The 22,339-nt window shown below is 64.0% G+C and carries 26 protein-coding genes; 15 read left to right on the top strand and 11 right to left on the bottom strand.

The window, feature by feature from the left end; genetic code table 11:
• Window positions 1-75: 75 nt before the first annotated feature.
• The 7 genes from G6N73_RS21380 to hrcA all read right to left on the bottom strand — a co-directional run bounded on the left by G6N73_RS21380 (window position 76) and on the right by hrcA (window position 7,037).
• Complete coding sequence (locus G6N73_RS21380) at window positions 76-2,169, bottom strand: TRAP transporter permease (protein WP_165031297.1); 2,094 nt, start codon at window positions 2,167-2,169, stop codon at window positions 76-78.
• Window positions 2,170-2,392: 223 nt separating this feature from the next.
• A complete protein-coding gene (locus tag G6N73_RS21375) occupies window positions 2,393-3,352 on the bottom strand; it encodes a TAXI family TRAP transporter solute-binding subunit (protein ID WP_165031295.1) in 960 nt (319 codons plus the stop codon).
• Window positions 3,353-3,577: 225 nt separating this feature from the next.
• Window positions 3,578-4,558 (bottom strand): cysteine synthase A, encoded by a 981-nt coding sequence (cysK, locus tag G6N73_RS21370; RefSeq protein ID WP_165031293.1) that lies wholly within the window; start codon window positions 4,556-4,558, stop codon window positions 3,578-3,580.
• A 144-nt stretch (window positions 4,559-4,702) separates the two neighbouring features.
• Entirely contained in the window at window positions 4,703-5,320 is a 618-nt protein-coding gene (locus tag G6N73_RS21365) for a LysE family translocator (RefSeq protein ID WP_165031291.1), read from the bottom strand.
• Window positions 5,321-5,447: 127 nt separating this feature from the next.
• Window positions 5,448-5,645, bottom strand: a complete 198-nt coding sequence (locus G6N73_RS21360; protein WP_165031288.1) for a hypothetical protein — start codon at window positions 5,643-5,645, stop codon at window positions 5,448-5,450.
• A 95-nt stretch (window positions 5,646-5,740) separates the two neighbouring features.
• Window positions 5,741-5,926, bottom strand: a complete 186-nt coding sequence (locus G6N73_RS21355) for a hypothetical protein (protein WP_165031286.1) — start codon at window positions 5,924-5,926, stop codon at window positions 5,741-5,743.
• Between the two features lie 40 nt (window positions 5,927-5,966).
• The gene (gene hrcA, locus G6N73_RS21350; RefSeq protein WP_165031284.1) at window positions 5,967-7,037 is read right to left on the bottom strand and encodes a heat-inducible transcriptional repressor HrcA; all 1,071 of its coding nucleotides are present in this window, start codon (window positions 7,035-7,037) and stop codon (window positions 5,967-5,969) included.
• Between the two features lie 158 nt (window positions 7,038-7,195).
• Between hrcA and rph the strand changes: the two genes are divergently transcribed.
• The 5 genes from rph (at window position 7,196) to G6N73_RS21325 (ending at window position 10,692) form a co-directional block, all read left to right on the top strand.
• Entirely contained in the window at window positions 7,196-7,912 is a 717-nt protein-coding gene (gene rph / locus G6N73_RS21345) for a ribonuclease PH (protein WP_165031282.1), read from the top strand.
• 8 nt (window positions 7,913-7,920) lie between these two features.
• On the top strand, window positions 7,921-8,349 hold the full coding sequence (locus tag G6N73_RS21340) for a VOC family protein (protein WP_165031280.1): 429 nt from the start codon (window positions 7,921-7,923) through the stop codon (window positions 8,347-8,349).
• Window positions 8,349-8,996 (top strand): RdgB/HAM1 family non-canonical purine NTP pyrophosphatase, encoded by a 648-nt coding sequence (gene rdgB / locus G6N73_RS21335; protein WP_165031278.1) that lies wholly within the window; start codon window positions 8,349-8,351, stop codon window positions 8,994-8,996. The genes G6N73_RS21340 and rdgB overlap by 1 nt, the downstream gene beginning before the upstream one ends.
• A gap of 11 nt (window positions 8,997-9,007) precedes the next feature.
• Complete coding sequence (gene hemW / locus G6N73_RS21330; RefSeq protein WP_165031276.1) at window positions 9,008-10,162, top strand: radical SAM family heme chaperone HemW; 1,155 nt, start codon at window positions 9,008-9,010, stop codon at window positions 10,160-10,162.
• Between the two features lie 92 nt (window positions 10,163-10,254).
• Window positions 10,255-10,692, top strand: coding sequence for an EamA family transporter (locus G6N73_RS21325; protein ID WP_165031274.1), 438 nt, complete (start codon window positions 10,255-10,257; stop codon window positions 10,690-10,692).
• A 27-nt stretch (window positions 10,693-10,719) separates the two neighbouring features.
• On the opposite strand, the gene G6N73_RS21320 is transcribed toward G6N73_RS21325, so the two are convergent.
• Window positions 10,720-10,917: a hypothetical protein gene (locus G6N73_RS21320; protein WP_165031272.1), complete on the bottom strand. Its 198-nt coding sequence runs from the start codon at window positions 10,915-10,917 to the stop codon at window positions 10,720-10,722.
• Between the two features lie 130 nt (window positions 10,918-11,047).
• Between G6N73_RS21320 and rsmI the strand changes: the two genes are divergently transcribed.
• The 3 genes from rsmI (at window position 11,048) to G6N73_RS21305 (ending at window position 13,222) form a co-directional block, all read left to right on the top strand.
• Window positions 11,048-11,947 (top strand): 16S rRNA (cytidine(1402)-2'-O)-methyltransferase, encoded by a 900-nt coding sequence (gene rsmI, locus G6N73_RS21315; protein WP_165031270.1) that lies wholly within the window; start codon window positions 11,048-11,050, stop codon window positions 11,945-11,947.
• The gene (locus tag G6N73_RS21310; protein ID WP_165031268.1) at window positions 11,944-12,318 is read left to right on the top strand and encodes a YraN family protein; all 375 of its coding nucleotides are present in this window, start codon (window positions 11,944-11,946) and stop codon (window positions 12,316-12,318) included. The genes rsmI and G6N73_RS21310 overlap by 4 nt, the downstream gene beginning before the upstream one ends.
• Before the next feature lie 76 nt (window positions 12,319-12,394).
• The gene (locus G6N73_RS21305) at window positions 12,395-13,222 is read left to right on the top strand and encodes a cyclase family protein (protein WP_165031266.1); all 828 of its coding nucleotides are present in this window, start codon (window positions 12,395-12,397) and stop codon (window positions 13,220-13,222) included.
• An 8-nt stretch (window positions 13,223-13,230) separates the two neighbouring features.
• On the opposite strand, the gene G6N73_RS21300 is transcribed toward G6N73_RS21305, so the two are convergent.
• Window positions 13,231-14,601 (bottom strand): cytochrome P450, encoded by a 1,371-nt coding sequence (locus G6N73_RS21300; protein WP_165031264.1) that lies wholly within the window; start codon window positions 14,599-14,601, stop codon window positions 13,231-13,233.
• A gap of 80 nt (window positions 14,602-14,681) precedes the next feature.
• On the opposite strand from G6N73_RS21300, the gene G6N73_RS21295 reads away from it, so the two are divergent.
• The 7 genes from G6N73_RS21295 (at window position 14,682) to G6N73_RS21265 (ending at window position 20,744) form a co-directional block, all read left to right on the top strand.
• Window positions 14,682-14,909 (top strand): hypothetical protein, encoded by a 228-nt coding sequence (locus G6N73_RS21295; protein WP_165031262.1) that lies wholly within the window; start codon window positions 14,682-14,684, stop codon window positions 14,907-14,909.
• A complete protein-coding gene (gene gyrB / locus G6N73_RS21290) occupies window positions 14,899-17,346 on the top strand; it encodes a DNA topoisomerase (ATP-hydrolyzing) subunit B (protein WP_165031259.1) in 2,448 nt (815 codons plus the stop codon). The genes G6N73_RS21295 and gyrB overlap by 11 nt, the downstream gene beginning before the upstream one ends.
• Window positions 17,347-17,526: 180 nt before the next feature.
• The gene (gene ku / locus G6N73_RS21285; protein ID WP_165031257.1) at window positions 17,527-18,414 is read left to right on the top strand and encodes a non-homologous end joining protein Ku; all 888 of its coding nucleotides are present in this window, start codon (window positions 17,527-17,529) and stop codon (window positions 18,412-18,414) included.
• A 210-nt stretch (window positions 18,415-18,624) separates the two neighbouring features.
• Entirely contained in the window at window positions 18,625-18,777 is a 153-nt protein-coding gene (locus tag G6N73_RS21280) for a hypothetical protein (protein ID WP_165031255.1), read from the top strand.
• Window positions 18,774-19,100 carry a hypothetical protein gene (locus G6N73_RS21275; protein WP_246252367.1) on the top strand — a complete coding sequence of 109 codons (327 nt, stop codon included), beginning with the start codon at window positions 18,774-18,776 and terminating at the stop codon, window positions 19,098-19,100. The genes G6N73_RS21280 and G6N73_RS21275 overlap by 4 nt, the downstream gene beginning before the upstream one ends.
• A 114-nt stretch (window positions 19,101-19,214) precedes the next feature.
• A complete protein-coding gene (locus G6N73_RS21270) occupies window positions 19,215-19,421 on the top strand; it encodes a hypothetical protein (protein ID WP_165031253.1) in 207 nt (68 codons plus the stop codon).
• Between the two features lie 420 nt (window positions 19,422-19,841).
• Window positions 19,842-20,744 (top strand): hypothetical protein, encoded by a 903-nt coding sequence (locus G6N73_RS21265; RefSeq protein WP_165031251.1) that lies wholly within the window; start codon window positions 19,842-19,844, stop codon window positions 20,742-20,744.
• A gap of 57 nt (window positions 20,745-20,801) precedes the next feature.
• Here the strand turns inward: G6N73_RS21265 and G6N73_RS21260 are convergent, their stop codons facing one another.
• Window positions 20,802-21,827 carry a histone deacetylase family protein gene (locus G6N73_RS21260; RefSeq protein ID WP_165031249.1) on the bottom strand — a complete coding sequence of 342 codons (1,026 nt, stop codon included), beginning with the start codon at window positions 21,825-21,827 and terminating at the stop codon, window positions 20,802-20,804.
• Entirely contained in the window at window positions 21,824-22,339 is a 516-nt protein-coding gene (locus G6N73_RS21255; RefSeq protein WP_165031247.1) for a GNAT family N-acetyltransferase, read from the bottom strand. Before G6N73_RS21255 ends, G6N73_RS21260 begins: the two co-directional genes overlap by 4 nt.

Raw genomic sequence — 22,339 nt, 5'->3', positions numbered from 1 at the left:
CATCTCCCCCTCAAGGGGGGAGATCAGCAGCTCCGGCCTCGCCGCATTTCCTTCGATGATGGAAAGCTCCATCGTCTATGCCGTCGCGGTAACATTCCGCGCCCGCCACCAGTGCGCCCCGATGACGATCGCCGCCAGGGCGAAGCCGAGTTCGTCCGTATAGGGCAGAGCGAGCACCAGGCTGAAGGCGGCGGCGGTGGCCAGCAGCCTTTCCCAGGCGGCCATGCGCATGAACAGGAAGCCGACCACGGCCGCGCCCCACAGGCCAATGGCGAGACAGGTCTTGACGAGGATGTAAACGACCTCGACCGGATAGCCGTAGCTCGCGGCCATCGGTCCGGCGTCCTGCAGCATCAGGGCCGGTGTATAGACCGCCATGAACGGCACCACGAAGCCGGCGACGGCCAACTTGGAGGCTTGCATGGCGATCTTCATGCCCGATGTCTTGGCCATGGGCGCTGCGGCGAAGGCGGCGAGCGCCACCGGCGGCGTCAGGTCGGCCATGATGCCGAAATAGAAGACGAACATGTGGCTGACGAGCAGCGGCACGCCGAGCTCCAGGAGCGCCGGGCCGGCCAGCGACGAAGTGATGATATAGTTGGGGATGGTCGGGATGCCCATGCCGAGCACCAGGCAGGTCAGCATGGTCAGTACCAGCGACAGGAACAGATTGTTCTGGCCGATCGCGATGATGGCGCCGATGAAGGTCGAGGCGATGCCGGTGAGTGTCAGCGTACCGATGACGATGCCGACGATGGCGCAGGCAATGCCGACCGGCAGCGCGTTCTTGGCGCCTTCGGCGAGCGATTCGATGCAGATGACCAGCGTCTCGCGGCCGCCCTTGAAGAACAGGCAGGCGGCGACCAGCGCGCCGATGACCAGCGCCAGAATGTCGACGCCATATCTCATGAAGGATGCGGCGGCGAGGCCGAGCGCGATCCAGAACACCATGCGGAAGGCGAAGGGGCCGATAAGCGCCGCAAGCGGCGTGCCGAGGATGAGCACGATCGTCAGCGCCAGGCCCATCGTGCCGGCGAAGATCGGCGTGTAGCCGGCAAACAGCAGATAGACGAGGGCTGTCAGCGGCAACACCAGCGGCCAGTGTTTTTTCACCGCATCCCAGGGGTTGGGCAGCGTCGCCTTGTCCATGCCTTGCAGGGAAAACTTCCCGGATTCGAGATGCACCATCCAGAAGCAGGCGCCGAAATAAAGCGCGGCAGGCACGATCGCCGCCTTGACCACATCGGCATAAGGAACGTTCAGCGTCTCCGCCATGATGAATGCGACCGCGCCCATGACCGGCGGCATGATCTGGCCGCCCATCGACGAGGTTGCCTCGACGCCGCCGGCGAAGGCGGAGCGGAAGCCGAACCTCTTCATCAGCGGGATGGTGAACTGGCCCGAGGCCACGACATTGGCGACGCCGGAGCCGGAAATAGTGCCCATCAGCGCCGAAGACAGCACGCAGACCTGAGCCGGGCCGCCGCGCCAGGCGCCGACCAGGCCGAGCGCGAAATCGTTGAATAGCGCGATCATGCCGGCGCGTTCGAGGAAGGCGGCGAAGACCACGAAGATGAAGATATAGGCGGCCGACACGTAGACCGGCGTGCCGTATATGCCCTCGGTGCCGAAGCCGAAATGCTCGACGATCTGCGCGAAATCATAGCCGCGGTGAATGAAGGGCGGGGGCAAATAGTTGCCGAAGAAGCAGTAGGCGAGGAACAGGCCGGCGATGACGGCCAGCGGCAGGCCCATGATGCGGCGCGCGGCTTCGAAGACCAGCACGATCAGCACCGCGCCGACGACGAGGTCGGGAGTGGTGAGGAAGCCGGAGCGCTGGATGATGTCGTTGTAGAACACCCAGTTGTAGATGCCGGTGAGGAAGCCGAGGATGGCAAGCGTCCAGAACCAGGCCTTGCCGATGGGCGTCCTGGCGCGGAGCGTGGCGATGAGCGCGAAGCCGAGCAGCAGCAGGAAGCCGACATGCATGGCGCGCACCACCTGGCTCGGCAGATTGCCGTAGGCGGCGGTATAAAGTTGGAAGGCGGAGAAGGAGACGGCGATCCAGAAGACGATCCTTCCGGCGACGCCCTCGCCGAAGCCCGGCGGCAGCCCTTCGATGGGTTCCTCGACGGACGGGGACAGGACGGTGGTGGTTGTGTCGCTCATCGGGATCGCCTCAGCCTGCGGCACGAGGCACCCCCCTCTGGCCTGCCGGCCATCTCCCCCTCAAGGGGGGAGATTGGCTGTCTCGACCGCCGTATTCCTTCTGCAATGCTTACGATTGGCGGCGACATCGATGCAGGTTGATCTCCCCCCTTGAGGGGGAGATGGCCGGCAGGCCAGAGGGGGGCGCCTCTCGCCGACATACGCGCGCCGTAGGACGGGCTGCCTACTTCAGCAGCCCGGCTTCCTTGTAGTAGCGCTCGGCAGCCGGATGCAGCGGCACCGGCATGCCGGTCAGCGCGTTCTCCGCCTTGATCCCTTTGGCGGCGGCGTGGGCGGCGGTCATCTGGTCGAGGTTTTCGAACAGCAGCTTGGTCATCTGATAAGCGGTCTCGTCGGATACGCCGTCATGCGTGACGAGGAAATTGCCCACCGCGGCGGTTTCGACGTCGGCCGTCTGGCCGTCATAGGTGCCGGCCGGAATCACCACCGAAATGTAAGGCGAGCCGATCTTTTCGACATCGGCCTTGGGCACCGCCACGACATTGATAGGCAGCGAGGTTGCGAGGTCGCGGATCGAGGCGACGCCGAGGCCGGCCGACTGCAACGTTGCGTCGAGTTGGCGGTTCTTGATCAGTTCGACCGATTCGGCAAAGGGCAGATATTCGACCTTGCCGAGATCCTCGTATTTCATGCCGGCGGCGGCGAAGATGGCGCGGGCGTTGAGCTCGGTGCCCGAAGCGGGCGCGCCGACGGACAGGCTCTTGCCCTTCAGATCGGCCAGCGTCTTGATGCCGGATTCCTGGCTGGCGACGATCTGGATGTAATTGGGATAGATAGCGGCGATGCCGCGCAGTTTGTCGAGCTTGCCGGGGAAGCCGGCCTCGGTGTTGCCCTCGGCGGCAAGCTTTACCGAATCGCCGAGCGCAAACGCGATCTCGCCCTTGCCCTGCTGCAGGAGGTTAAGGTTCTCAACCGATGCCTTGGTCGCCTGGACCTGCGTGCGCGCGCCCTCGATGCCCTTGCCGTAGATTTCCGACAGGGCGACGCCGAGCGGGTAATAGACGCCGGAAGTGCCGCCAGTGAGCACATTGATGAATTCCTGCGCCTTGGCCGATACGGCGCCAAAGCCGAGCGACAGCGCAACGGCGCCGGCAGCAAGGATCTTGGTTTTCAGGTTGAGCATGCGGTTCCTCCCGGGACAGTCTTTTCATGGATCGCGCCGCCGTGACGGCGGCGCGGGCTGGGGTGACTGTTTTAGCGGCTGCGACGGAAATGCAAAGGATTTATTGGCGGGGCTCTTTCGCGCCTGCGGATGACAGAACAAGAAGGACGGAGCATTTCGTCTCCACCCCCACCCGTCGGCTACGCCGACACCCTCCCCGCAAGGGGGAGGGATGGCGCTCCCTCCTTAACCGCCAAGCCCTTCGAACAGGATCGTCGAGAGATAGCGTTCGGCGAAGGAGGGGATGACCACGACCAGGTTCTTGCCGGCGTTTTCCGGCCGCGAGCCGACGACGATTGCCGCCTGGAGGGCGGCGCCAGACGAGATGCCGACCGGCACGCCTTCCAGTCGCGCGACGAGACGGGCGTTGGCGATGGCGTCCTCGTTGGAGACCTGGACGATCTCGTCATAGACGGTCGTGTCGAGGATTTTCGGCGCGAAACCGGCGCCGATGCCCTGGATCTTGTGCGGGCCGGGCTGGCCGCCCGACAGCACCGGCGAGGCCTCAGGCTCGACGGCCACCACATGCAGCGAGGGCTTGCGCTTCTTGATGACCTGGCCGACGCCGGTGATGGTGCCGCCGGTGCCGATGCCGGAAACGAAGATGTCGACCGCGCCTTGCGTGTCGTTCCAGATCTCCTCGGCCGTGGTGGTGCGATGGATCTCGGGGTTGGCCGGGTTTTCGAACTGCTGCGGGATGACTGCGCCGGGGATCGTCTGCACCAGGTCCTCGGCTTTGGCGATGGCGCCCTTCATGCCCTTCGGCCCCTCGGTCAGCACCAGTTCCGCGCCGAGGAGCGCCAGCATCTTGCGGCGCTCGACCGACATGGTTTCGGGCATGGTCAGGATCAGCTTGTAGCCCTTGGCAGCGGCGGCGAAGGCGAGCGCGATGCCGGTATTGCCCGATGTCGGCTCGATCAGCGTGTTCTTGCCGGGCGAGATAGTGCCGGCCGCTTCCAGCGCCTCGATCATCGAGACGCCGATGCGGTCCTTGACGCTGGCGATCGGGTTGAAGAATTCTAGCTTGGCGAGGAGGTTGGCGACGATGCCCTTCTCTTTCGCGAACTTGTCCAGCCGGACCAGCGGCGTGTCGCCGATCGTTTCGGTGATCGAATTGAAGATGCGCCCACGACCCGGTACGCGCGTCGAGGTGGCCGGCTTGTTCATTGATTTCGCTCCCACAGATTTTTCGCGCTTACCATAGTCTCGCCCCTCGAAAAATCCGAGTGGGCGGCGTGCTGAAAAGGCTGCCGGTTCGGAACTCCGTTTCCCGATCCGGCATAATCAGAGAATTATTTGGCGCGCGGCTTACTATTGCCGGGATGCGATGGCGAGTGCCGCGCCTGCCATGAAGGCAGCCGCGGTGCGGTTCAGCGCCTTCAGTGCGCGCGGCGTCTTCAGGAACCAGCGCGCCTTGGCGGCAAGCGCCAGATAAGGCACCAGCACGACGAGCAGCACCACCACGGTCAATGCGGCCAGGATCACGTAGTCGGCAAGAGTGATGGTCCTCAGATCGACCAGCGTCGGCGTCAGCGCCAGATAGAAGATCATCGTCTTGGGATTTCCCAACGTGACGGTGAGCCCGGCGAGGAAGCTCGCGAAAAGCCCGCCCTTACCCTTCCGCGCCTCGACTGTTTCCGGCGTGATGCCGCTTTTCCAGAAGCTCCAAGCCAGCCAGGCCAGATAGGCGACGCCGAGCCATTTGATCACCAGGAACACAGTGCCGAAGGTCTGCGCGACCAGAGCCAGGCCGAGCACGACGGCGGTGAGATAGGTCAAATCGCCGACGACCAGCCCGAACGACATCGCCAGCGCCGAACGGAAGCCGGAGCCGAGCGCGCGGGCGACCAGCGCGGTGACGCCCGGACCGGGAATGGCGGCGGCGATGGCGAGCGCAAGGCTGTAGGCGAGAAAACCGGCAAGGGTCATGGAACGCACCTTCGATCGTATGGCGCGCTTCTATGGCACAGGCGCATCGTTTCGGAAATACGGCACCGAGCGCTCACGGGTTGGCGCACCGAAATGCGCGGCCTCTCATATGTCGGTGATGGCGTGCTCAGTTGCCGCCTGCATAAAGACCGTCGTCAAGGCGCTTTTCCAGCGCCACGAGGTCGTCCGGCAGCGGCATGCCCATCGCGCGCAGTTCGTTCAGCTTCTCGCGCAGTTGCTCATGGATTTCATGCTCGTCCTCGGGCTGGTTGATCATCCCTTCCAAAAGCAGGCTGATCTGGGCCTTGATCTGTTCGAGCGCCATGGCGGGTTCCCCATTTACTCCGGTCGCAATACTACACCGGATGCCGAGCCGCCGCCACAGGTGGCCTGTTCAGCGAAGCGGGAGACAGGCTAATCCTAGGCACTTACGGTCAGAATCAGAGCCACCAACAAGATACCGGCGCCGCCCGCGAACCAATAGGACGAGCGTTGGACGCTTTGATGATCCTTTTTCACCGCACCTCGAATCACCAGTACCAATCCCATCGCAACAAGGGCCATGCCAAGAATCGCTGCTAGCATAAAGCCGTACAAACCGCCCATCTCAGCCCTCCGATTCAATAAGGATCTGCCTGCGCGTCTTTCAGCGCAGCATACGCGAGATGAGCTGGGCGGTGTAGTCGACCATTGGAACGATGCGAGCGTAGTTCAGCCTGGTCGGGCCGATGACGCCGAGCGCGCCGACGACACGGGCATCCTTGTCACGGTAGGGCGCCACGACCAGCGAGGAGCCGGACAGCGAAAACAGCTTGTTTTCGGAGCCGATGAAGATGCGCACGCCGGAACCTGCCTCCGCGAGGTCGAGAAGCTGAACCATGCCCTCCTTGGTCTCAAGATCCTCGAAGAGATGCCGGAGCAGTTCGAGGTCGGCTTGGGCGGTGACGTTTTCCAGAAGATTGGCGCGGCCGCGCACGATCAGCCGCGACGGCAGCCCGCTTTCGGAACCGGCCCAGACGGCGAGGCCCTTTTCCACCAGATCCTGCGATAGCGTGTCCAGGGCGGCCTTTGTCTCCTCCTTAAGACGCGCAATCTCCGCCCGGGCTTCGGCAAGCGTGCGGCCGCGTATATGGGCGTTGAGGAAATTCGAGGCTTCGTGGAGCTGCGAGTTGGTGACGCCGGCCGGCAGTTCGACCACGCGGTTCTCGACGTCGCCGTTCTGCGTGACCATGACTGCCAAAGCGCGCTCGGGCTCGAGCTGGATGAACTCGATATGCTTCAGCGGCACTTCGTTCTTGGCGGCGAGCACAAGGCCGGCGCCGCGCGACATGCCCGACAGCATCTGGCTTGCCTCAGTCAGCATATGTTCGAGCGTCGCGCCGCTGCCGGACGCCTTCAGTTGCGCCTCGATGGAGCGGCGCTCCTCGTCGGAGAGGTCGCCGAGTTCCATGAAGGCGTCGACGAAGAAGCGGAGCCCCTTCTGCGTTGGCAGGCGGCCGGCTGAAATATGCGGCGCATATACGAGGCCAAGGTGCTCGAGGTCGCTCATTACATTGCGCACTGTGGCCGGCGACAGCGACGAGGGCAGCATGCGCGACAGGTTGCGCGAACCGACGGGCTCGCCGTCGAGCAGATAGGAATCGACGATGCGCCGGAAGATTTCGCGCGAGCGCGTGTCGAGCGATTGCAGATTCTGGTCCAGCAGCGGCTTCGTCATCGAAACTCCAACCTCCAGCTAAATATAGATGGGGCCGGCGGGAACACAACGGCACGCCGGCTGGCCGGTTTTCCTTTGCGCCTCGGACGGCATGAGGTTACAAGCCGCCACAAGGCTGAAACGGCCTCCAAATTCGAATTTTGAACAGAAAGTGCCTGATGCGCCCCTCAAAACGCCTATACGACGAAATGCGCGCAATATCCTTCGAGCGCAATGTCTCCAAGCACGCCGAAGGCTCGTGCCTGGTGAAATTCGGCGACACGCATGTCCTGTGCACGGCGAGCCTGGAGGAGCGCGTGCCGGGCTGGATGCGCAATTCGGGCAAGGGCTGGGTGACGGCGGAGTACGGCATGCTGCCGCGCTCGACCGGCGAGCGGATGCGCCGTGAGGCCTCGGCCGGCAAGCAGGGCGGGCGCACGCTGGAAATCCAGCGGCTGATCGGGCGATCCTTGCGCGCCGTAGTGGACCTCCAGGCGCTCGGCGAAATGCAGATCACCGTCGACTGCGACGTGATTCAGGCCGATGGCGGCACCAGGACGGCGGCGATCACCGGCGGCTGGGTGGCGCTGCATGACTGCCTGCGCTGGATGGAAGCGCGCCAGATGACGAGCGTGTCGAAAGTGCTGAAGGACCATGTCGCGGCGATCTCATGCGGCATCCATGACGGCCAGCCTGTGCTCGACCTCGACTATCTCGAGGATTCGTCGGCCGGCACCGATGCCAATTTCGTCATGACCGGCAAGGGCGGCTTCGTCGAAATCCAGGGTACGGCCGAGGGCGTGCCATTCACCGAGGAAGAATTCGCGGCGCTGATGACGCTGGCCAAGAAGGGCATTTCACGACTGGTCAGCCTGCAGCAGATGGCGGTGGGGTAGAGGCTGAAATGACGCCCTCGGCAATCCTCGAATCCGCGCTTTACGTCACCGATCTCGATGCTTCGGAAGCGTTCTATCGCGAGGTGCTGGGGCTGGAGGTGATCGCCAAGGCTGAAGGCCGCCACGTCTTCTTCCGCTGCGGAGCGGGCGTGCTCCTGCTGTTCAACGCCGAAGCGACGCGGCATGCGCCGCCGCCGGATGCCAAGCTGCCTGTGCCGCCGCACGGCGCCGTCGGCCAGGGCCATCTGTGCTTTGCCGCGACCGCGGACGAGATCGCGCGGTGGAAAGCGCATCTCGAAGCGCGGAACATCGGCATCGAAGCCGACTTCGAATGGCCCTCCTTCGGCAAGAGCTCAGGAGGCGGCCGCTCTATCTATTTCCGCGATCCGTCCGGCAATTCGCTGGAATTCGCCGAGCCGAGAATCTGGGGTATGTGATGCGGCCGCTGGAAGACAAGAAAATCGTCGTCGCCAGCCACAATGACGGCAAGCTGCGCGAATTCGCCCAATTGATGGCGCCGTTCGGCTTCGAGGCGAAAGCGGCCGCGGAACTCGGCCTGCCGGAGCCGGACGAAACCGGAACGACCTTCGAGGAGAACGCCTACATCAAGGCGTTCGCGGCCGCAAAGGCGACTGGCCTGCCGGCGCTGTCGGACGATTCCGGCCTCTGCGTCGATGCGCTGGACGGGCAACCCGGCATCTACACCGCCAACTGGGCCGAGACCCCGGAGGGCGGACGCGACTTCGCAATCGCCATGCAGCGCACCGAAATCGCGCTCCATGAAGTGGGCGCGTCGGATCCCGCGCGCCGCACCGGCAAGTTCGTAGCCGTGATCTGCCTCGCATGGCCTGATGGCTACGCCGAATATTTCCGCGGCGAGGCCGAAGGCACGCTGGTGTGGCCGCCGCGCGGCGACAAGGGCTTCGGCTACGATCCGGTGTTCCAGCCGAATGGCTACGACAAGACCTTCGGCGAGATGGACGCCGAACAGAAGCATGGCTGGAAGCCGGGCCAGGCCGAGGCGCTGTCGCACCGCGCCCGCGCCTTCCAGAAATTCGCCCGCGCCAAGCTCGGCGCGGCGTGACGGAGAGTGCGTTGACAGGCCGCGATCCGGGCTTCGGCGTTTATGTGCACTGGCCGTTCTGCGCGGCGAAATGCCCGTATTGCGACTTCAACAGCCATGTCCGCCATCAGCCGGTGGATCAGGAGCGCTTCGCCCGCGCCTTCGACACCGAACTGAAGACGATGCGCGCCCGCACCGGGCCGCGCGAGGTGAGCAGCATATTCCTCGGCGGCGGCACGCCGTCGCTGATGAAGCCCGAGACGGTGGCCGGCGTGCTGGAATCCGTGGCGCGGCACTGGACCGTGCCGGACGGCATCGAGATCACGCTGGAGGCCAATCCGTCTTCGGTCGAGGCCGAGCGCTTTCGCGGCTATCGCGCCGCCGGCGTCAACCGGGTTTCACTCGGCGTGCAGGCGCTGAACGATGCCGATCTGCGGTTCTTAGGGCGGCTTCACAATGTTTCCGAGGCGCTGAAGGCAATCGAACTCGCGCGAGAAATCTTTCCACGGCTGTCCTTCGATCTGATCTATGCGCGGCCCGGCCAGACGCCGGAGGCCTGGTCTGCCGAACTCGAACAGGCGATCGGTCACGCCGCCGACCACCTGTCGCTCTACCAGTTGACCATCGAGGAAGGCACGCGCTTCCACACGCTTCATGCGGCGGGAAAATTCGAGGTCCCCGACGGCGACCACGCCGCCGAACTCTATGCGGTCACGCAGGAGGTTACGGCGGCTCGCGGCCTGCCGGCCTACGAAATTTCCAATCACGCCAGGCCGGGCGCGGAAAGCCGGCACAACCTCACCTACTGGCGTTACGGCGAATATGTCGGCGTCGGTCCCGGCGCGCATGGCCGCTTCATCGAGAGCGGCCACCGCGTTGTGACGATCGCGGAAAAGATGCCGGAAACCTGGGCCAATCTGGTCGAGGCCAAGGGCCATGGCATTACCGGCGGCGAGCTCCTGACTCGCTCGGAAGAGGCCGACGAGTTCCTGCTGATGGGGTTGAGGCTGGCCGAAGGTATCGACCTCGCCCGCTACGAGCAGCTTTCCGGTCGGTCGCTGTCTTCGGCGCGCATGTCTATCCTGCAGGGCGAAGGACTGGTGGCGCCGGTCGGCAATTCGCGCCTGCGCGCGACCCCATCCGGCATGATCGTGCTCGACGCTGTGGTGGCCGATCTGGCGCGGTAAGCTCGGCATCGAACTGCCGAAATTCTCTTAAGCGCTTGCGACATCATTCGTTTTGCCGGCATTCTGCGGATCAAAGTCGCAAGGAGCAGCTTATGAATTCCGCTTTCGCATCCTGGCAATTCTGGGCGCTGCTCTCCGCCGCCTTCGCCGCGCTGACGGCGATTTTCGCCAAGGTCGGCGTCGAGAACGTCAATTCCGATTTCGCCACCCTGATCCGAACGGCGATCATCCTGGCGGTGCTCGGGGTGATAATTGCCGCGACACGGCAGTTTCAACCGCTCGGCAACATTTCCGTCAAGACCTGGGGATTCCTGACGCTGTCGGGCCTCGCCACCGGGGCGTCGTGGCTGTGCTATTTTCGCGCACTGAAACTCGGCAATGCCGCCCAAGTCGCGCCGATCGACAAGCTCAGCGTCGTTCTGGTCGCGGTATTCGCCGTCGTCTTTCTAGGCGAACGGCTGAGCGGCGCGAACTGGCTCGGCGTTGTGCTGATTGCAGCGGGTGCTGTGCTGATCGGCTACAAGGCGTAACTGGACGAGCCGATCTGGCCGGTAATTCTACCGCGGTGGCTTTGGGTGTTTGACGGCGGCTGCTGCCGATTTCAGCTTCTTAGACCGTTTGGCGCGGTCGGCGAGCTGATGCTCGATTTCCTCGCGGTTCGCATCCTTGTCTTTGGCGGCCTGCTCATGCGGCATCGGGTTCTTCCGGCCGGCATAATAGGGCTCGAACACATCCTGGAACTCGATACCGCTCATCTCAATCCTCCACTGACCCGGTGAAACACGGCGAAGGCGGATTGGTTCCGCAAATTCCGAGCGCCGCGGACGGCTTTTGCAACGACCGCGCCGGCATGGCAGAAGAGTGTGAAAATCAGCGGGGATAGGCGTGCAGAAAGAGGAAAAAAGCAGAGCGTTCATAGTCGGGCAGACGGAGATCGTCGCCCGTCCGCTCGAGCCCGCGCTGTATCTCGTCGCCACGCCGATCGGCAATCTCGGCGACATCACGCTGAGGGCGTTGGAGACGCTGGCCGGGGCCGACATCCTGGCCTGCGAGGATACGCGTGTGACGCGGGTGCTGCTCGACCGCTACGGCATTCGCCAGCGGCCGACGCCCTATCACGAGCACAATGCCGGCGAGGCCGGACCAAGGCTGATCGAGGCGCTGCTGGCGGGAAAAAGCGTGGCGCTGGTTTCGGACGCCGGCACGCCGCTGGTCTCGGATCCCGGGTTCCGACTCGTGGGGCAGGCGCTGGAGGCGGGCATCCGCGTCGTGCCAATACCGGGCGCCTCGGCGGTGCTGGCGGCGCTGACCGCGTCCGGCCTGCCCTCCGACGCGTTCATGTTCGCCGGCTTTCTTCCGGTCAAGGATGGGCAGCGGCGGTCGCGGCTATCGGCACTGACGGCGGTGCCGGCGACGCTGGTCTTCTTCGAATCGCCACGCCGGCTCTCCGACACGCTCGCCGCCATGGCCGATGTTTTCGGCGACAGGCCGGCCGCGGTCGGCCGCGAGCTGACCAAGACATTCGAGGAGATGCGCACAGGCACGCTTCCCGAGCTCGCGGCGCATTACGGCGAGGCGCCGACGCCGAAGGGTGAGATCGTCATCTGCGTCGGGCCACCACAGGAGGCGACAGCGGTCGATCCGCGGGATGTCGACCGCCTCCTTCTGTCGCTGGCAAAAGAAATGCCGGCGTCGAAGGCGGCGGCGGAAGCGGCGCGCATGACCGGCGGACAGAAGCCGGCGCTCTATCGCCGGCTTCTGGAACTCAAGGACAGCGCGGAGTGACCGACGCCTCGGCCAGACGCTTCAAGGCCTACCGGCGCGGCCATCGCGGCGAGTGGCTGGCGGCGCTGGCGCTGATGGCCAAGGGTTTTTGGATCGTCGAGCGGCGCTACCGCACCAAGCTCGGCGAGATCGACCTTATCGCGCGGCGCGGCGACCTGGTGCTGATCGTCGAGGTCAAGGCGCGGCCGACGCTGATGGCGGCAATGGAAGCGCTAGGGCGCGAGTCGGAGCGGCGCATAGAGGGTTGCGCCGACCTCTGGCTGTCGCGGCAACCGGATTACGGGAAATTGTCGGTGCGGTTCGACATGGTGGCGGTGCTGCCGTGGTGCTGGCCGGTGCATGTGCCGAATGCCTTTTACGGACGGAACTGAAGCACCAGATTTGCCTTGCCCTGGCGTTATCCGCGCAACATTCTCTTCGGTGTGAATGCCAGAAGGAGAGAGCGTTATGTGCCATCATTGCGTCATCGAATCCGTAAAGGCGGGCATGCTCAGCCGCCGCAATTTCTTCAAGGGAAGCTTCGCCGCCGCAGGTGCTGCGGCGCTGGCGGCGACCACCGCGCCAAGGCCGCTCTTCGCAGCCGACAATCCGGCCAAGGCGGAAGACCTAACGCACGAAATCTGGGAGAACTTCCCGACCTATTTCGGCGGCCAGCAATTTTTCGCCGAACAGAAATTCAGCTTCGCGAAAGACACGTTTAACCTCTATGAGTGGCGCATCAGCGAACATACGGGAACGCATATCGACGCGCCGCTGCATTTCACCGCCGACGGCAAGTCTGTCGCCGAACTGCCGGTGGAGGACCTGATCGCGCCGCTGGTCGTGATCGACATCCGCGCCAAAGCCGACAAGGATCCCGACGCGCGGGTGACGCCGGACGACATCCAGGCGTGGATCGCCGCCAATGGCGACCTGCCCGAAGGCGCGGTGGTGGCCATGCTGTCGGGCTGGGGCGCGCATGTCGCGACCGAAAAGTTCCGCAATGTCGGCGTTGACGGCAAGACACTGCATTTCCCCGGATTTCACGTCGAGGCGGCGCAGTTCCTGATCGAGCAGCCTTCGGTGAAGGCCATCGCGGTCGACACGCTGTCGCTCGATCATGGGCCATCGCCGGACTTCATCGTCCACAAAACGTGGCTGCCCACCGGCCGCTATGGCATCGAGGCGGTAGCCAATCTGGACAGATTGCCGACGAAGGGCGCAACGATCATGGTCGGCGCGCCGAAGATCAAGGGCGGCACCGGCGGACCGGCGCGGATTTTTGCGATGGTGTAAGCCTCGGCTTACTTTCGGGGCGTCACCCGCATCGGCAGGCCGCCCTGCGGCTGCGTCGTCAGCTTCTGCACTGGCCACGGCTTCGTCTCGGCGAGCGTGTCGAAGCGGAAGCGGGAAAGCAGGACGGCAAGCGCGATCACCGCTTCCTGCATGGCGAAACTCGCGCCGATACAGACGCGGGGCCCGGCGCCAAAAGGCAGGTATTGGTAACGGTCGATCTTCTCGCGGTTGCCGGGGTGGAAACGCTCCGGCATGAAGGCGTCGGGCTGGTCCCATAGCTTGCGGTGGCGGTGCACGGTCCACGGCATCATCAGGACGGCCGCACGCTTCGGTATGTACAGGCCCTTGTAGGTCTCCGGCTCGATCGGTTCTCGGTTGATGGAAGGCGCGGGCGGATAGAGCCGCAGCGCCTCCTCGAAGGCGGCGCGGGTGAAGGGCATGGCGTCCAGCCATTTCACCGGATCGGGCTCGCGGGCGAGCACCGCGTCGATCTCGGCCTCGACCCTGTCGCGCTCCCATTGCGCTTCGGCGAGGCAATAGATGGTCCAGCCGAGCGCGCGCGCCGTCGTCTCATGGCCGGCGCCTATGAAGGTGATGATGTTGTCTTCGATCTCGGCGCGCGACAGGCCGTCCGGACCCTCGGCGCGCAGCAGCAGCGTCAGGAAGTCCTCCGGCGCGGCCTTTGGATCGCGCGCGATCTTCTCCTTGCGCATCTCAACCGTATCGGTGACGATCTTGCGGAAATAAGCCATGGTCTTGCGGCCGCGCAGGCGGGTGAGGCGCGGCAGCCATTCCGGCGCGCGCAACAGATCGAGCGGATCGACGCGGCCCATCGTCTCAAACAGGCGGTCGATCTCGGCGTTGAAGCCGCCCGGCGTGCCGGCGATCTCGCCGGAAAACAGTGTTTCGGCAAGGATGTCGTAGGTAAGTTGCGTCATGTCGTGCGAGATGTCGGTCCTGTCGACTTCCTCGTAGCGTTCGACGAAATCGACGCTGCGATCGAGCATCGGCTTGGCGAAACCGAAAATGTGGCGCGGCGTGAAAACGGGCGCCATCGCCTTGCGCGACCGCTTCCAGACCTCGCCTTCCGCGGTCAGCAGCCCGTCGCGCAGGATCGGCCGCAGGATCATCTGGCGCACGGTCGCCATCTTGTAGTTCTTGGCATTGTCGACGAGGACGTGGCGGATGAGGCCGGGATCATTGGCGATGACCAGCGGCCCGCCGATGCCGGTCACCGAAATCCACGGCTCGTTGTAGGAGGGCTCGCCCCACAATTCGAGCGGGTTGCGGTAGACGATGCGGATCATCTCCAGCGTCGAAGGCGGTTTCGTTCGCGGCTTCGGCGCGGGCGGGATGAAGGGGGCGGGCACAGTGTCCATGGGCGGTTCCGTTGAGTCGCAATGTAGTGGCGGACGGAGTGGGCGTCCATGCGGCGTACTGATTCGGAAAGCGCCGCGACATGGCGGCCAAGGCTTCTTCCGACCATAAACCGGAGGCTGTGAGGAGGCCCAACAGGACTGCCTCGCGGATTGTTGCCGGCGAAGCGCCGGGCCGCCATCAAAACGCCTGGAAACCTTGGAAAAACCGCCTGGAACGCCTATATCTTCAGTATCTCAGCGCGCGCGATTCGGTTGCTTTTCGCGCGCTTTCTTTCGACATAGAGAAAACGGTCCTTCATGAGCGATAATTCCGAGAACGCTGCCGGCGCATCGGCCGAGTACGGTGCCGATTCCATCAAGGTTCTCAAAGGCTTGGACGCCGTTCGCAAGCGGCCTGGCATGTATATCGGCGACACTGACGACGGTTCGGGCCTGCACCACATGGTCTATGAGGTGGTCGACAACGCCATCGACGAGGCGCTGGCGGGGCACGCCACGCTGGTCACGGTGACGCTGAACCCCGACGGTTCGGTGACAGTGACCGACAATGGGCGCGGCATTCCGACCGATATCCACACCGGCGAAGGCATTTCGGCCGCCGAAGTCATCATGACGCAGCTGCATGCCGGCGGCAAATTCGACCAGAATTCCTACAAGGTTTCGGGCGGCCTGCACGGCGTCGGCGTATCGGTGGTCAATGCGCTGTCGGTCTGGCTGAAGCTGAAGATCCGCCGCAAGGGCAAGATCTTCGAGATGAGCTTCACGCATGGCGTGGCTGACGCGCCGTTGCGTGAAACCGGCGATGCGGGTGACTCGACCGGCACCGAGGTTTCCTTCATGCCGTCGAGCGAGACCTTCACCATGGTCGAGTTCGATTACGGCACGCTGGAGCACCGGCTGCGCGAACTGGCCTTTCTGAATTCCGGCGTCAGGATCATCCTGACCGACGCGCGCCACGCCGACGTGAAGACACAGGAACTGCTCTACGAAGGCGGGCTGATCGAGTTCGTCCGATACCTCGACCGCGCCAAGAAGCCGCTGATTTCGACGCCCATCGCCATCAAGGCCGAGCGCGACGGCATCACCGTGGAAGTGGCGATGTGGTGGAACGACAGCTACCACGAAAACGTGCTGGCCTTCACCAACAACATCCCGCAGCGCGACGGCGGCACGCATCTAGCGGGCTTTCGCGGCGCGCTGACGCGCCAGGTCACCGGCTATGCCGAGACCTCCGGCATCGCCAAGAAGGAGAAGGTCTCGATCACCGGCGACGACAGCCGCGAGGGACTGACCGCCGTTTTGTCGGTGAAGGTGCCCGATCCGAAATTCTCCTCGCAGACCAAGGACAAGCTGGTTTCCTCGGAAGTGCGGCCGGTGGTCGAAAGCCTCGTCAACGAGGCGCTCGGCACTTGGCTCGAGGAGCACCCGGCGGAAGCAAAGACGCTGATCGCCAAGGTGGTGGAAGCCGCGGCGGCGCGCGAGGCGGCCCGCAAGGCGCGCGAACTGACGCGGCGCAAGGGCGTGCTCGACATCACCTCGCTACCCGGCAAGCTCGCAGATTGCCAGGAGCGCGATCCGGCTAAATCCGAAATCTTCATCGTCGAGGGCGATTCCGCCGGCGGCTCGGCCAAGGGCGGGCGCTCGCGCCAGAACCAGGCCATTTTGCCGCTGCGCGGTAAGATCCTCAACGTCGAGCGCGCGCGCTTCGACAGGATGCTGTCGTCCGACATGATCGGCACGCTGATCACCGCGCTCGGCACTTCGATCGGCAAGGACGAGTTCAACGCCGATAAATTGCGCTACCACAAGATCATCATCATGACCGACGCCGACGTGGACGGCGCGCATATCAGAACGCTGCTCTTGACCTTCTTCTTTCGGCAGATGCCGGAACTGATCGAGCGCGGCCACCTCTTCATCGCGCAGCCGCCGCTCTACAAGGTGACGCGCGGCAAGAGCTCGCAATATATCAAGGACGAAGGCGCCTTCGAGGAATTCCTGATCGGCTCCGGACTGGAGGAGGCCTCGCTGACGCTGTCTTCCGGCGAAGTGCGCGCCGGCAAGGATCTGCGCGGCGCGATCGACGATGCGCTCGCCGTGCGCTCGCTGATCAACGGCCTGCACACGCGCTACAATCGCGGCGTGGTCGAGCAGGCGGCGATCGCCGGAGCGCTCAACCCGGAAATCTTCAACGATCTCGGCCGCGCCAACGAAATGGCGCGGAAAGTGGCCGAGCGGCTCGACGCCATCGCCGAAGACATTGAGCGCGGCTGGGAAGGCCGCACCGCGACCTCGAACGAGGGGCCGGGCGGTTTCATCTTCGAGCGCATGCTGCGCGGCGTGAAGGAATATGCGCATCTCGATATGGGCCTGATCAATTCGGCCGATGCACGCGCGCTGCATCGCTACTCCGATCGCCTCGGCGAGGTCTATTCGCAATCGCCGGTGCTGCGCCGCAAGGACAATGCCGAGACGATTTCGGGCCCGCTGGCGCTGCTCGACGCAGTGTTCGCCACCGGCCGCAAGGGTCTGACCATGCAGCGCTACAAGGGCCTCGGCGAGATGAACGCCGAACAGCTCTGGGAGACCACCCTCGACCCGAATGTGCGCTCGCTGCTGCAGGTCAAGGTGAACGACGCCACCGACGCCGACTCGCTGTTTTCCCGGTTGATGGGCGACGATGTCGAACCACGCCGCGATTTCATCCAGGAAAACGCACTGTCGGTGGCCAATCTGGACGTGTAGTCCGGCGTCGAACAGTTTTTCTCCAGCCTGATTGCCGGGTTGAAAGGCCGCCACCTGATATCGCAGCCGCGGAACCGCGACGCCCGCTGAACATTGCGTAGGATAGCGTTAACCTGGTTTAGGCGTATTATGGCGTCCCGCAGGCCTGCCGCCTGCGTATTGGCAATGCGAGGCACGAGAATGGCACTGCGGCCGGCATGGAAAGGCTACCTGAAGCTTTCGCTGGTGACCTGCGCTGTGGAACTGTCGAACGCCACCACGCAGAGCGGCAAGATCTCTTTCCGCACCATCAACCGGACGACCGGCAACAGGTTGAAGCGCCAGTATATCGACGGCGCCAGCGGCAAGCCTGTCGACGAGAACAGCCAGGTCAAGGGCTATGAGATCGGCGGTGACGAGTTCCTGCTGATCGAGGAGGAGGAGATCGAGGCGGTCCAGATCGAATCCTCCCATACGATGGAACTTGAGGGATTCGTCGACAAGTCCGAGATCAGGCAGATCTACCTCGATACGCCCTATTATCTGTCGCCGGCCGACAAGGTTTCGGAGGAAGCGTTCGCCGTCATCCGCGAGGCGCTTGCCGCCAAGAAAATGGCTGGGCTGGCGCGCATAGTGCTCTATCGCCGCGAGCGGCCGGTGCTGATCGAACCCTTCGGCAAGGGCATGCTGGTCACGACGCTGCGCTACCAGAACACAGTGCGCAAGCCGGACGAAATCTTCGACGATCTTAAGGGTGTGAAGCTTGACGAGGACATGGTCGAACTGGCGGCCGACATCGTCGACAAGAAGAAGGCGAAATTCGATCCGGCCAAGTTCGAGGACCATTACGAAACCGCGCTGATCGAGCTCGTCCGCTCCAAGAAGGCCGGTAAGAAAATACAGAAAGCGAAGCCGGAGACGAAACCCTCCAACGTCGTCAATCTCTTCGACGCGCTGAGAAAAAGCCTGGCCGAGGACGCCGGCAAATCGGACGACAAGCCGGGGCCGCGCAAGAAGTCCGACGGACCGGACAAGGAGAAGTCCGAAAAGGCCAAGCCGAAATCTTCCTCGAAGAGCAAGTCGGCATAGGTTGAGCGAACCCGTGCGGCGCTGTTGCCGCCGCGGCAAAATTTCCAACTAAGCCGGAACCAAATCCGCCCTCGCCCGCTTTTTCCCGACTACCGGGAGATACACGATGGACAGGCTGATCAAATTGTTTCTGGCGTTGATAGGCGCACGCTGGTTTCCGCACTGGCCGCCCGAAACCGCCGATTTCAGGCCCGTGAAGAGGCGCTGAACATGGTGCGCACGCTCTCCATTCTCTTCGCGGGCTGGGTGGTCAACCGCGTGACGGCGGAAAGCCGGGTACGGCATCCGATCGCGCTTCTGCCGCCGCCCGGCCGGAAGCGGCAAGGACGCCAGCAGGGAGAACGAGAAAGGCATCCGCAATGACGATGGCAGATCAGGACAAGCCAGGTCGATCCGGCAATCCACCTGAAGAAGACGTGCCGGAGGTGGTAGAGGACGATGCGCCGGTCGTGGAAGAGGATTGGGAACGCGTCGATGTGGCGGAGGCTGAGGCAGGCGCCGACGAAGAGGATGTCTTCGCATCGGAAGAGGTGGAAATAGTCCCCGAGGAGACGGATCTTTCGCCGGAGGAGGACGACGACAACCCCTATCAGGAGAGCGACGAGGCCCTGCCCGATGACGAGGAAGAAACCGCGATACGCCACGATCTCGTGGACAGGGACGAGGGCGAGCGCTTCGGCGATTGACCTGTGGTTATAGCCGCCCTTTTAAAGGCGGATTCTTGTGCAATACGGGAACCAACAGGTCCCCTCCGCTGTTGAGAGACGGGTGCGGATGGTGCTCTCGGGAGGGTACGCCAAATGAAGAAACTGATAAGCAGCTTTCTGGCTGAAATGCAGCCTCTATGGCTGAAGCAGCGCCAGCAGAACGCAATCGGCCGCCGCGTTGAACGGCCCGAACAGGCCGAAGATATCATCCGCGCCAATCCGTGGGTCCCGTTCCAGAAACGCGAGCCCGGCCGGCAGATGCAGCGAGACGCGCGCGGGGCGCAGACCCGCCACCACTGAGGCCCAAATCAAGGAGCGGACCGGCTGGGCCTGCCGCATCAATGACCAGGCCGGCCAACGCATTCTCTCCGTGGATTTTGAAGATATCGTCCTCAACCGCGCGGACGACGATGCCGGCACTGGGCTTCCGCAAGCCCGCTAAAACGACCCTGATTCCCCCGTTCTGCCGCTAAAATACCCGCAAAACCGCAGTTCCAGCGCGCCGCGGGAACCAACTTGCCTGCTGCTTGTTGGTTTCGAGCGTTGTTTCGATGCATTCGAAGGGGAGAGACTGCAATGCACGGCATCATCTATCTCGTCGGCCTTGTCGTGGTCATTCTCGCAGTGCTGTCGCTGTTCGGGCTGCGCTGAGCGGTTGTGCGCATCCGGAAGCTCTCGCTCGCCGGCTGCTTCCGGCAAACATTTCCGAAGAGACCTTCGGTGGCCACTTCCGACTCTCCCCTGATATCGGTCGGCGGCGTGCAAGCCGACGAAACTTCCTACGTCGACTGGTCGGCGACCTTTGCCGGCGCAATATTCGCCACCGCCATCTCGTTTGTCCTGCTGACATTTGGCTCGGCGCTCGGCCTGTCGTTCGCCTCGCCCTATGAAGGCAGCGGCATGTCGCTGTTCTGGTTCGCGATCGTCGCCGGGCTATGGCTGCTCTGGGTCCAGATTTCCAGCTTCATCGCCGGCGGCTACCTCACCGGCCGGTTGCGCCGGCGCAAGCATGACGCGACCGAAGACGAATCCGACATTCGCGACGGCTCGCACGGGCTGATCGTATGGGCGCTTGGCGCCCTGATCGGCGCGTTCATCGCGGTGTCTGGCATAAGCGGCGTGGCGAGCACCGCCGCCACTTCGATGAGCACCATCGCGGCGGGTGCGGCAGGCGGTTCGGGCGCCGCGGCCGAAGGCGAAGACCCGCTGTCGGGCGCGTACGACCTGCTGGTCGACAGGTTCCTTCGGTCGGGCAATCCGGCTGCACCGCCGATCAGCGCCGAAGCGCGCGACGAAATAGGCCGTGTGCTCACCACCGCCGTATCAGACGGCGCGCTGAATGATGGCGACCGGCAATATCTGACGGCAACCATCGCCGCCCGCGCCGGCCTGGACAAGACTCAGGCGCAGCAACGCGTCGATGCGCTGCTGGCCGATGCGCAGGCGGCTGAAGCGGAAGCGAGGCAGGCGGCCGAAACGGCGCGCAAAGTGGCGATGATCGCGGCCTTCGTCACCGCCGCCTCGTTTCTGGTCAGCGCGGTCGGCGCCTATTACGGCGCGACGCTGGGCGGCAACCACCGTGACAACAAGATCGTGTTCGCCGACTGGCGCCGCCCCTGGTAGTTCGCGTCGGGCGGGAGAATCGGTCGTGCCCCTCGCCGGGCGCGGCCCATTCTGGCTTCAGAGCCTGCCGGCGTAGCCGCCCAGAAACGCGGTCAGATTGTCGCCGAGCGCGTCGCAGAGATAGCCGCCTTCCTGGACAATGACAGTGGGCAAGCGAAGCCCCGCGATCGCTTCGGCAATCCGCGAAAATCCCGGCGTCGTCACCGACAGTCCGCCGAAGGGATCGCCTTCGAAGGCGTCGAGCCCGAGCGCCACCACCAACGCGTCGGGCGCAAAGGCGCGGATGCGCCGGAAAGCGGTGTCGAGAGCCGCCAGGAATTCCACGTCGCCGGATTTGCGGGCCAGCGGCAGGTTCAGATTGTAGCCGAGGCCCGGTCCCTCGCCGCGCTCGTCGGCATGGCCCCAGAAGAACGGATAGAAGCGGACCGGATCGGCATGGATCGACACGGTCAGCACGTCCGGCCGGGCGTAGAAGATGCCCTGCGTGCCGTTACCGTGATGCAGGTCGACATCGAGGATCGCCACGCGGACTGCCTGCCTGCGCAGATGTTGCGCGGCAACCGCCGAATTGTTGATGAAGCAGAAGCCGCCGGCGACATCGGCGAAGGCATGATGGCCGGGCGGGCGGCACAGCGCATAGGCAGCCGGCGCGCCGGACATCACCGCCTCGGCTGCCTCGACCGCCGACCATGCGCTCCAGCAGGCGCTTTCAAAAGTTTCGGCCGAGATCGGGCAGGCGGTATCGGCCATATGGTAGCCGGCCTGCCCGACGGCCGATGCCGGATAAGTGCCGGCGCGGGCGATCGGATGGATGTTGGGGATCACCTCGGCAGAGGCGCCTTCGATGCGCCGCCATCGCTCGAAGATGTTTCCGAGGAACTCCAGATATTCCGGCGTGTGGACCGCGGCGATCGGCGCGAGGCCGAAATTGCGCGGCCGGACGATTTCGCATCCCGCGGCGCGCGCGCCGGCAAGCAGCCGCTCGACCCGTTCGGGCTTTTCCGGATTGGGCTGCGAAGCGCCGCTGGACAAAAACGCCTTCGGGTCGTGGCGCTTCTGTTCGTCGGCAAAGAAGGCTTTCATGATGTTTCCCCTTCATGATCGCCGGCATCGGCGAGAGCGTCGAAATCCTCGCGGTAGGCGGCGTGTATCTGCTCGGCACCGGACAGGCGAAGCCCGAGACGCTCGTAAAATGCCTGCGCCCGGAGATTGCCGGAGTCGACGGAAAGGCGGATGTAGCGGCCGCCACGCGCTCGCGTAACCGCGGCCAGCCGTTTCAACAGCTTCTCGCCGACGCCAAGCCCGCGAAATTCCTTCGCCACGAACAGGTCCTGCACATAGACGCCGGGGCGCCCCTGCCAGGTCGAGAAGCTCGGGAAGAAAAGGCACAGGCCGGCGAAGACGCCCTCGACTTCGGCAATCAGCGCCTCGAACGCCGGGTTCGGACCGAAACCGAAGCGGCGTATGTCGTTCGGCGTGCTTTTCACCTTGTGCAACTCGTCGACCGCCTCGGCGATGCCGAGGATCGCCGCATGGATTGTCTCGGCGTCGTCTATGGTCGCGGGGCGGATGCTGATGTGATCGCGGCTGGTCAT

This window comes from Allomesorhizobium camelthorni (assembly GCF_011045125.1).
In the GTDB taxonomy this organism is placed as follows: Bacteria; Pseudomonadota; Alphaproteobacteria; order Rhizobiales; family Rhizobiaceae; genus Allomesorhizobium; species Allomesorhizobium camelthorni.
The sequence above is the reverse complement of the archived record's forward strand: the minus strand, read 5'-3'. Positions and strand labels throughout refer to the sequence as shown.